This window comes from Nocardiopsis kunsanensis DSM 44524, assembly GCF_000340965.1.
GTDB classification, from domain to species: Bacteria; Actinomycetota; Actinomycetes; order Streptosporangiales; family Streptosporangiaceae; genus Nocardiopsis; species Nocardiopsis kunsanensis.
In genome coordinates, this window is sequence record NZ_ANAY01000039.1 from 41,914 (window position 1) to 52,106 (window position 10,193).

A 10,193-nucleotide genomic window follows, 5' to 3' on the forward strand; every position below is an offset into this window, starting at 1 on the left:
AGTACACGACATGTCCCAGCCCCGGCTTCTCGGAGGCCGCTACCAGATCGACGAGGTCGTCGGCCGTGGCGGCATGGCCGAGGTAAACCTCGCACGCGACCTACGCCTCGACCGGCACGTCGCGATCAAGACCCTACGACACGACCTGGCCAAGGACCACATCTTCCAGGCCCGGTTCCGCCGTGAGGCACAGTCTGCGGCTTCCCTGAACCATCCGGCGATCATCGCGGTCTACGACACCGGCGAGGACATGATCGACGGGGTCTCGATCCCGTACATCGTCATGGAGTACGTGGACGGGCGAACGCTCAAGGAGCTCCTGGACGACGACCGGCGGCTGCTGCCCGAACGTTCCGCGGAACTGGTCGACGGGATCCTGAACGCGCTGGAGTACAGCCACGACAACGGGATCGTGCACCGCGACATCAAGCCCGCCAACGTCATGCTCACGCGCAACGCCGACGTCAAGGTCATGGACTTCGGCATCGCACGCTCCATGGGCGACGACCAGGCCACTATGACCCAGGCCTCCCAAGTCATCGGGACCGCCCAGTACCTGTCGCCGGAGCAGGCGCGCGGGGAACGCGTCGACCCCCGCAGCGACATCTACTCGACCGGGTGCGTGCTCTACGAGCTGCTCACCGGGCATCCGCCGTTCACCGGCGACTCCCCGGTCTCCATCGCCTACCAGCACGTCCGTGAGGACCCGGTCCCACCGAGCGAGTCGGACGCCCAGGTCCCGCAGTGGCTGGAGGACATCACGCTGCGTGCGATGACCAAGGACCGCGAGGAGCGCTACCAGAACGCCGCGGAGATGCGCGCCGACATCCAGCGCGGCCTGCAAGGTATGCCCACCCAGGCCGGCACGATGATGATGGGCGCAACCGCTGCGGGAGAGACCACGACGCTGCCTCCGGCCGACTACAGCGACGACTACGACGATCGGTACTACGACGACCGCCGCAACGGCGGAGGAGGCAAGAAGGCCCTCTGGGTCCTGCTCGCCCTCGGCGTGATCGGCGCACTCGTCCTGCTGTTCTGGCTGTTCAACCGGGAAGGGCCCGGGACCGAGGAAGCGGCTCTCCCCGACGTGGTCGGTGACACCGAGGAGGAAGCCCGCTCGACCCTGGGTGAGGAGGGCTTCGAGGAGATCACCTCCGAGGAGCAGACCGACGAGGACGCCGAACCAGGCACGGTTCTGGAGACCGACCCGGAGGCGGGCCAGGAGATCCCCGTGACCGATCAGGTCACTCTCGTGATCTCCGGCGGTCCGGGCGAGACCGAGATCCCGTCGGTGGAGGGCCAGAGCGAGGCCGACGCGATGAGCACCCTCAACGATGCGGGCTTCGAGAACGTCACGACCGAAGAGACCGCGAGCGGCGATGTCCCGCAGGGCAACGCCGTCGGTACCACCCCGGCCGCAGGCCGGACGGCCTCCCCGGAGGACGAGATCACCCTGCAGGTCTCCTCGGGGCCGGAGCAGGTGGACATCCCCAACCTCGAGGGCCAGACCCAGGAGGACGCGGTCTCGACCCTGGAAGGTCTGGGGCTACAAGCTCAGGTCGAGGAGCAGGAGAGCGCCGAGAGCCCCGAAGGCACGGTCCTCTCGCACGCTCCCGACGCTGGTCAGGCGGTACCCGCGGGCTCCACCGTCACACTCGTGATCGCGCTCGCACCCGCTGAGGACGAGCCCACCGACGACCCGACCGACGGTCCCACCGACGACCCGACCGACGACGGTCCGGGGATCCCGGGTCCGCCCGGTGATTCTCCGGGGCCGCCCGGTGATTCCCCCGGCCCGCCCGGTGAGGACGAGCTGTCCCGTCCCCTGCAGGACTGACACCTGCCGCCGCGGGGACGCCGCTGTCACCGGAAGTGCGGCCGCACAGGGCCGGTGACGGCGGCGCCCCGCTGGGCGTAGACTGTGCAGATAATTTCCGAACCGCCCCACCTCTTTGGAGCAGCGACCGTGCCCAAGTCCCGCAACGATCGCAAGAAGAAGGCTGTATACACGCCGCCTCCTTCCAAGGAGAAGCCCAAGGTCAGTCCGCGCTGGCTGGTACCCGTCATGCTGGGCGCCTTCGTCCTGGGCATCCTGTGGATCGGTGTGTACTACATCGCGGGTGCGCAGATCCCGTACATGCAGGACTTGCACAACTGGAACCTGCTCATCGGGTTCAGCGGCATCATCCTGGCGGTCATCCTGTCGACGCGCTGGCACTGAGCCCCCGACGCTCCTGAGCGCGCCCGTCCCCGCGGGTAGAACGCCGGAGCCCCTCGCACAGAACGAAGGCCCGGGAGAGGACCACGTCCCCTCCCGGGCCTTCGGCGTGTGTCCGGGATCAGGCCAGACCCAGGGCCGGCCACACGAGTACGGGTCCCCCGATGAGCAGGGCGGCGAGCAGAACGGCGTAGGCAGCGGCCATCAACGTGTGCACGAGGCTTCGCCTACGGTGGTCGGCCTCCCCCCTTGGTAGCAGCGCGAAGACCGCGCCGATCGCGAACCCGGCGACCAGACCGCCGATGTGCGCGGTCCAGGAAATGTTGGGGACCAGGAACGTGATCCCCAGGTTGACCACCAGCAGAACCAGGATCATCCGCGTGTCCAGGCCCAGGCGGCGCCCGGTCACGAACACCGCGCCGAACAGCGCGAAGATCGCTCCCGAGGCCCCGATGGAGAGCTGGCCGGGTGCGGCCAACAGGCTCAACGCCGAACCGGACAACGCGCCCAGCACCCAGAGGGTGAGGAAACGGCCGTGGCCCAGCCACCGTTCCAGCGCACTGCCGAGCAGGAAGAGTGCGTACCCGTTGAACAACAGGTGGAGGATCCCCCCGTGCAGGAACGCCGATGTGATGATCCGGTACCACTCGCCGTACACGTGGACGACGAAACCGTGCATCCCGAAGTCGGCGGCGATCTGCGGCATCACCTGCTGCAGGACGAAACCGACCGCGATGAGCCCCAGAAGGGTCCACGTCACGTACGGCTTGCCGATGACCTTGCCACCGAAGACGGTCCGGGCCTGTCGTACGGTGCGGTTCCCCTCCGCGACGCACTCCCGGCAGTGGAAACCCACGGACGCCTCGACCATGCAGTCGGGGCAGATGGGTCGCCCGCACCGGGTGCAGCTGACACCGGTCTCCCGGTCGGTGTGCCGGTAACAGGTACGGGGCGTCGGCGTCCCTCCTGTGTGTGAAGCACCGGTCGGCGGTGGGGGCTCACTCATGGCCGGCCTCTCACTCCCGTGGTCCTATCGAGTGATCTCGACGCTGTTGATCACCACGTCCTCGCGGGGACGGTCCTGGGAGTCGGTGGCGACCGTCGAGATGGTGTTGACGATCTCGGTTCCCTCCACGACCTCACCGAAGATGGTGTGGCGGCCGTCGAGCCAGTAGGGCTTGTCCACGGTGATGAAGAACTGCGAGCCGTTGGTGTCGGGCCCGGCGTTGGCCATGGCCAGGAGGAAGGGACGGTCGAAGCGCAGGTTCGGGTGGATCTCGTCCTTGAACGTGTACCCGGGGCCGCCGCGGCCGGAGCCGAGCGGGTCGCCGCCCTGGACCATGAAACCGTCGATGACACGGTGGAAGATGGTGCCCTCGTAGAGGCTGCTGTTGGAGGGCTTGCCCGTCGTGGGGTCCATCCACTGCTTGGAGCCGTCGGCCAGGCCGATGAAGTTGGCGACCGTCTCGGGCGCCTCCTCCTCGAACAGCTTGACGACGATGGTTCCCTTGGAGGTGTTCAGCCGCGCGGTGGGCTGACCCTTGGAGTCCGACACCTGCGTGCCTTTCGGTCGAGTTCGCGTACGTGCTCACGTTACCCGTACAGCACCCGCGGTTCGCCGAAACCCGGTGACCTGTGGACAACGCCGACCCGACCGGCACCGACCAGGGGGGTGTTCCGTGCGATCTCAAATTATGACCCGCGGTGTTGAAGCACAGATCACAGACGGAGAGGACGTAAGTTGAGATAACACCCGGGTCACAGGGAAGGACGACGGCGAGCCGCTCGTACGGAACTGTCCGCAGTCCACGGGTGGAGGCCGTTAACGATCTCGAAAGAAGGAGCTGACGAACGTGCCCATCACCACGAAGCGTCGCAAGGCACAGAAGGAGGCCGAGGTGGCCGTCGTGCGCCTCCAGGACCTCGCCCGCGAGCAGGCCGAACGGCTCGGCCCCTACGCCGGCCAGGCGCGTGACCAGGCCTCTCGGAAGCTCCTCCAGGCCCGTGGCTGGACGGCCCCCCGGCTGGAGACGGCCGCCCACCGGGTCGAGGACACCGTTGCCCCGCGTGTGGCCGAGCTCCTCACCACTGCCGCGCACCGGGTCGATCCCAAGCCTTCCCGCCGAGGCCTGCGCGCCCTGCGGCAGGACCGCAAGGTCTCCCGCACCCTGCTGATCGGCGGTGCTGCCGTCGTCGGCGGTGTCCTGGTCTACTCGCTGGTGCGCATGCGTCAGGCGTCCCAGGACGCCGAGTGGCAGGAACACCTGGACCAGGCACGCGACCAGGTCCGCGAGACACGCGAGAACCTGGGGACGAACGTCTCCGAGGCCAACGGCAAGGCCACCAAGAACAGCTCCAAGGAGACGGCCCGGGCCGGGACCGGCTCGGACAAGGGCGGTTCCACCAAGTCCTCCTAGGACGAGTCCGGTGGGCCTAGAGCCCACCCCGTCCCCCGACGGATGCGGGCCGGTGGCGGGGCCGTGGGCTCCGGCCCCTCACTTGTCCTTGAGGAGGCGGAAGAACATCGGGTAGTGCCAGTTCTTCCCCATCAGGCTCGCGATCCCCGCCACCGCCGGCATGACCAGCCACCCGGTCAGGCAGTAGAGGAGCACTGCCACCGGTACCGCCAGGAGCACACCCAGCAGAACCGCAGGTGCACCTGTCATGGCGACGGACCCCAGGGCCCAGAAGAGCGCGACCGGCGTGATGAGGAGCGTGCTGGCCGTCCCGGCGATGACACAGAAGAGCTGGAAGTTGAGCGCTTCCATCGCTTGGCGCCGCACGTACCACGACATGTTGTCGCTGACGACGACGAGCAGCAGCGGGACCACGAACGGCAGGTAGTAGTGGCTGGCGTGGCCCGCCGCCGACACGACCCGTTGGACCGGGCTGGTCTCCTGGCCCTCCTCGCCCCCGGATGCGGCCCGGCCGTCGCTCTGCGGGAACCGGACCGGGCCGAGGTCCATGGTGAGGTGTTCGAGCTCCGACGGATACTTGGCGCCCATCGCCGCATCGACGCGCTGCTCGAACTCGTTCTCGTCGAGTTGCCCCTTGCTGTAGGCCTCCTGGAGCAGCTCCGCGACGGCGTCCCGGTCGGCGTGCGAGAGACGCGTCTCCGGGCTTCCGCCGCCGTACGGCCGGGGCCGGTTCGTGTGGCCTCGATGTTCGTCCACCGCCACGTCACTCTCCCTCACGACAGCAGGAACGTGACCCGTCGGGCCCGTCCCTTCCATGGTGCGTCACACAGGTGTCGCTCGGGTATCCGGGCCGCCCCTGACTCTTCCCTGACCGTCCGGGCCGGGGTCGCACGGGATCGGACGTGCTCGTGGGCCGTGGTCCTCTTCCACGGGCCCGTCGGGGGCGCCGGACCCACGTTCGGGACCCCTCCCTGGGCCTGAGGCCCATACGGGGTCCGGCGCCCGTGGTCACTTCCGGGCGGTGACCGGGTCGGTGGAGCGCCTCGCGGCCTCGCGGCGCTCCTGTTCACGCTCGTAGCGGCGCTCGGCGCTGGTGAGCAGGTCGTACCAGCTCGAGACGTCCTTACGGCGCCGCAACAGCGCCCTGCGCTCGCGTTCGGTCATGCCTCCCCAGACACCGAACTCGATGCGGTTGTCGAGCGCCTCGGCGAGGCACTCGGTACGTACGGGGCACCCGCGGCAGATCAGCTTGGCACGGTTCTGCGCAGCGCCCTGGACGAACAGGGCGTCCGGGTCGATCTCACGGCACTTCGCCCGGATCGCCATCTTCTCGTTCCACATGTCGCCCCACTCCCAAGATCAGCATGTGTGGTGATCGGATTTCCCGGCTCCGGCCGGAGCCGGAGCGGCCGAGGAACAGCGGGCCGGTCCGAGGACGATGGTCTTCTGTGCAGCGCGGGGGGCCGCGCTTCACGTCTTCGGGGGTTGATCGTTTTCGGCACGCTGTGTTCCTCGTTGTCGCTGGTGTCGAAACTACGGATCGTCCCAGTTCACCAACAGTCCCCAAGAGGCCTATTTCTCATATGGCCCAGTAGGACCATCGCACCGCGAGCGAGTGTCATCATACACATACGGAGGGTAATGTCACGCGGCATGGGCGCTTCACGAAAGCGCCGAGAAAGGACCCTCTCCCACGTTTCCCCGACAACCTTGATGACCTGCGATTTCACGCCACCCCAGGGGCCACAGGACACCCCCGGCCCGGGTGTCCTGGTAGGACTCTCCGTCATCCGTCTGGCCCGAATGGACTAGTTCGCCTCTTCCGGCCGATCACATCCTCATCCCGGGCCACCATGGGTCGGCTCTGCACCCGCCATCGAAAATACTCATTGGTAACTACGGATCGAGGCATCTAATACTGATTAGTAACCCTGGGATCGACATTTTGCGGTGAAGGTCCCTATTCATGCCGTCCTTCCACCCAGAAACCACAGCGGAGAGCAGAACAGGACACCGCAGCGGGGTTGCCGACGCCTGCGCGAGCGGTCCCGCACCGGGCACGGAGGGGCCATGGCCCGTTCGAGGGGGCCGACACAGCACCGCCACGGTCTGGTCCTCCGTGCCCTGTCGGCTGTCGGCCCGGCCCGGGCTCTGCTCGGCCCGTGCACGCCGGGACCGGCACGGAACTCCGGTGTGCCGTCCAGAAGGCCGTCAGAGGCCCCGGGAGCGCTCGGAGACCGACAGGGCAACCCCGAGGCCGGGGAAGGGGGACGGCTCCCGCCCAGATCGCTCATGCGGGGGTGTGCGAGCTCCCGGGGGCAGCCGCGTGCAGAAAGGAAGCGTCCGCCGGCGACCGGAGCGGACCCGTCCGGGGTTCGGACACAAAGAACGGGGACCCCCGTTCGGAGGTCCCCGTCCCTACATCTGTTCTGCTGCTTGCCGCAGTGGAGCCAAGGGGAGTCGAACCCCTGACCTCTGGTATGCAAAACCAGCGCTCTGCCAGCTGAGCTATGGCCCCTGGATCCGAGTACGGTCCCGGTCACCACAAAGCATACCTTCATCAGAAGGCCGCTCGGGTCACCTGGGCCGGATCGGATACCGCGGAGCCACGTCCGCGGTCGGACGCAGCACAAAGCCGTGGGTCGCACCGCGGGGTCCTCAGCCCACCCACGCCTTCGTGTCGCCGTCGGGCGTTCCGGGGCGGCACGTGGCGTGTGCCTGCCCTCGGTTGCCCGGCGGAACCGTCATGACGGCATCGTGGACGCCGTCCTGGCGTGTTCGTCCGCTCAGCCCTCGCTGGCCGCCGTGGCCTCGGTCCAGAGGTCCAGCTCGGCACGGTCGGCCTGGATCTTGCGGTAAACGGCGAAAGCACCGAGGGCCACCAGCGCCAGAACGATGATCTTCTTCACTGTCTGCACCCTTTCTTTGGTCCGGTTCGTACAGGGAGCCGATTCCGGTGATCGGCCCTCCACAGAGAACTTTATGAGGTTGTCACCAAGCAGACTAGCAAGCCATCCCGGGCACTCCCTGCCACGGTGGACCGTTTCACACCGACGTTCGACATCCGACCTGGACAGGGATGGGCGGGAACTTCAGGTCAGCAGGGCCATTCGCCGCAGGATACCCACCGTCGCCTCCGGTGTGGCGGCGGTGCGGCTGAGCGCGTCCAAGACCTTCCTGCACGAACGGACTCCCTCCTCCGATTCGACGACGGCCCCGCCAGGGGGCGCCTCGACGTAGGCCAGGGCTGCTTCGTCCTCGTCGAACTCGAGCACCGAGAAGGGACCGGAGTAGCCGGGGTGGGGGCCGGCGGAGGTCGGCAGGAGCTGGATCGTCACCGTGTCGTACTCGGTCGCCAGTTCCACGAGCCTGCCGGCCTGGGCACGCAGCAGCTCCAGATCGCCGGAGACCCGTTGGAGGGCGTCCTCCTCCAGAACTGCCTGGTAACTCCCGAGCCCGCCGTCCTCGAACACCTCTTGCCGCTTGAGATGGGAGGCGACCATCCGTTCGACGCCGTCCTCCCCGTGCCCGAGGGACCGGGCGACCCGGGCGGTGTAGTCGGGGACCTGGAGCAGGTCGGGCACGAAGATACCCGCGTAGGTCTGCACCGCCACGGCCCCCGCCTCGTTGCCGACGTAGGCGGAGGAGAGTACGTCCTCGTACTCGGTCCACCACGGCCGCAGACGCGATTCCCGGACCAGTGTCAGCACGGCCTCCCGCTGCCCGCCGGTGACCCCGTACAGGCGCAGCAGGGCGGAGATCTCCATGACCGAGGGCCATTTCCGGATCCCGGTCTCGATGTGGCCGAGTTTGGCCGGTGACCACTCGAGTTCCTCCGCCACGTCACTGAGGGTCATTCCGGCCTGCACCCGACGGCGGCGGAGTTCCGAGGAGAGGCGCCGTCGGCGAACCGTGGGGCTGGTCATATCACTGATCCAATGACACAGGGTGGTGAGGGTGTACCACTAGCGAAACACGACACCTAGCTTCTAGCAATGCGTTTCTAGAAAACACCGCACCTTTCCGCCCCGATCCCTCAGGAGAGGTCCGATCACCCCAACCCTCAAGGCCAGAAAACTTCTCCTTTGTCGCATCAGGTCACAGCAGGTCCAGAAGCGCAGTCACAGGAAACCCAGAACTTCAGCCCAGTTTTCCTGCCCCACATGCGCCCCCCTGGCCACAATCGTGGGGCAGGGTGTGTAGAGCGGGCCGGGACCCAGGCGGAGCTCCGAACCGGCGGCAGAGCACACCCTGCAGCCCCGTTTGATTCGCAAATGCCTCTTGTGTCTCATACTGATACCAGCGGGAAGAAACCACGTACGATGCTTGAGGTGCCCGCCGCGGCGGGCGTACCCGCACACGTAGAGGAAACCAATGAGCTACCCCATCGACGACTCCGAGCAACTCATCGCGAACGCCGAGGCCCGGATGCCACCGAGCACCCGGTCACGCCTCATCGCGAAACTCCGCATGGGGAAGCACGTCGACGACGCCGCGGCCGAACTCGAGATCAGCCCTAAGCAGGTCTTCTCGACCGCACGCATCCTGGCGCCCTTCGGTGAGCAGCTCGACGCGACACTCACCGAACAGCGCGACCCGAGCCTTCCGCACGGGACTGTGACCGGCTACAACAAACGCTGCCGTTGCCCCGAGTGCCGCAGCGCCCTTCGCCAACGCGTCTGACCCCGGGCAGAGAGGCGTACCCGGGCTGAACCGGGTCGGCCGACCTGCCGCGCCCGGAACGGAACCCGGGCGCGGCAGAGCCTCGTGCCGGGGTCGACCTGCACCGGGCCAAGGCAACTACCTGAAACAGGGCAGAAAGTCCATGATTCGTCCGGATCCGGACACACTCGTCCTCGATCGGCCCGATCACCTGCAGGAACGCGGATTTAACCCGGCGTTGTGCACCCCGAACGATCACAGGAGGCTTACAGCCGATCCGTTTGGGGAATCCGCAGGACATGAGCGAGCATGTTGACTGGTCGGCCATGAGCGAAGAGGACTTCTTTGCGCTGCTGCGGCAGCTCATCGAGAACCCGGAGATCGACGAGGACTGACACACCTCGAGCCGCCCCTACCGGCGAACACAGACACACCTCCGGAGCCCCGGAACAGCGGACACGCAGTGCACCCCGAGATCGGGACCGTGTTGCGCCACGCCTTTCGAGGTCGGACGCTCCTCGGCGCCCTGCTGTCGGCACCGCGGGCTCCTGGGTGCTGGAGCACAGCAGATGCGGGCCGCCCCCGCAAACACTCCAGTGGATGAAGCGTCCGGGACACCGAGGCAGAACTGCCGCCCCGGACGAGGCCGGAACCCCGAACGGGGCCGGCAAGCTGAATGACCTGCGCAGCGCCGGTCTCGAGAGGCCCGGCAACAGCACCCTTCTGTGCCAACGGTGGCGCCTGCCGGCGACGGGACCGTACCGGCGGACGCACCCCGCGCCCGCCCGTCCACGGACGTTGCTCCACCTCTCGGAGTACATTTTCCTTGAACTGTTTCACATGTTCACAAGACACACAAAAAAGAAGAGGGGCCACCCACAACAGGCAACCCC

The 10,193-nt window shown here is 67.3% G+C and carries 10 protein-coding genes and 1 tRNA gene; 4 read left to right on the forward strand and 7 right to left on the reverse strand.

Features of this window, described 5'->3' with window-relative positions; translation table 11 throughout:
- The first annotated feature begins 10 nt into the window (after window positions 1-10).
- Complete coding sequence (gene pknB / locus D456_RS0120415) at window positions 11-1,840, forward strand: Stk1 family PASTA domain-containing Ser/Thr kinase (protein ID WP_017578036.1); 1,830 nt, start codon at window positions 11-13, stop codon at window positions 1,838-1,840.
- Window positions 1,841-1,969: 129 nt separating this feature from the next.
- Window positions 1,970-2,224 (forward strand): cell division protein CrgA, encoded by a 255-nt coding sequence (locus D456_RS0120420; protein ID WP_017578037.1) that lies wholly within the window; start codon window positions 1,970-1,972, stop codon window positions 2,222-2,224.
- A 118-nt stretch (window positions 2,225-2,342) separates the two neighbouring features.
- Here the strand turns inward: D456_RS0120420 and D456_RS0120425 are convergent, their stop codons facing one another.
- Together D456_RS0120425 and D456_RS0120430 are read right to left on the reverse strand one after the other, a co-directional pair.
- On the reverse strand, window positions 2,343-3,092 hold the full coding sequence (locus D456_RS0120425) for a rhomboid family intramembrane serine protease (RefSeq protein ID WP_017578038.1): 750 nt from the start codon (window positions 3,090-3,092) through the stop codon (window positions 2,343-2,345).
- 159 nt (window positions 3,093-3,251) lie between these two features.
- Entirely contained in the window at window positions 3,252-3,776 is a 525-nt protein-coding gene (locus D456_RS0120430; RefSeq protein ID WP_017578039.1) for a peptidylprolyl isomerase, read from the reverse strand.
- Window positions 3,777-4,074: 298 nt separating this feature from the next.
- On the opposite strand from D456_RS0120430, the gene D456_RS0120435 reads away from it, so the two are divergent.
- Complete coding sequence (locus tag D456_RS0120435; RefSeq protein ID WP_017578040.1) at window positions 4,075-4,638, forward strand: hypothetical protein; 564 nt, start codon at window positions 4,075-4,077, stop codon at window positions 4,636-4,638.
- Window positions 4,639-4,716: 78 nt separating this feature from the next.
- Here D456_RS0120435 and D456_RS24655 read toward each other — a convergent pair whose 3' ends face one another.
- The 5 genes from D456_RS24655 to D456_RS0120460 form a co-directional block, all read right to left on the reverse strand.
- On the reverse strand, window positions 4,717-5,415 hold the full coding sequence (locus D456_RS24655; RefSeq protein ID WP_239643891.1) for a DUF1707 and DUF4870 domain-containing protein: 699 nt from the start codon (window positions 5,413-5,415) through the stop codon (window positions 4,717-4,719).
- Between the two features lie 231 nt (window positions 5,416-5,646).
- On the reverse strand, window positions 5,647-5,979 hold the full coding sequence (locus tag D456_RS27830; protein WP_017578041.1) for a WhiB family transcriptional regulator: 333 nt from the start codon (window positions 5,977-5,979) through the stop codon (window positions 5,647-5,649).
- Window positions 5,980-7,083: 1,104 nt separating this feature from the next.
- Window positions 7,084-7,156: transfer RNA gene (locus tag D456_RS0120450), tRNA-Ala, on the reverse strand.
- 268 nt (window positions 7,157-7,424) lie between these two features.
- Entirely contained in the window at window positions 7,425-7,547 is a 123-nt protein-coding gene (locus tag D456_RS27635) for a DLW-39 family protein (protein WP_017578042.1), read from the reverse strand.
- A gap of 183 nt (window positions 7,548-7,730) precedes the next feature.
- On the reverse strand, window positions 7,731-8,564 hold the full coding sequence (locus D456_RS0120460; RefSeq protein WP_083904646.1) for a helix-turn-helix domain-containing protein: 834 nt from the start codon (window positions 8,562-8,564) through the stop codon (window positions 7,731-7,733).
- A gap of 448 nt (window positions 8,565-9,012) precedes the next feature.
- Between D456_RS0120460 and D456_RS0120465 the strand changes: the two genes are divergently transcribed.
- Window positions 9,013-9,321 (forward strand): hypothetical protein, encoded by a 309-nt coding sequence (locus tag D456_RS0120465; protein ID WP_017578044.1) that lies wholly within the window; start codon window positions 9,013-9,015, stop codon window positions 9,319-9,321.
- The last annotated feature ends 872 nt before the right edge of the window (window positions 9,322-10,193 follow it).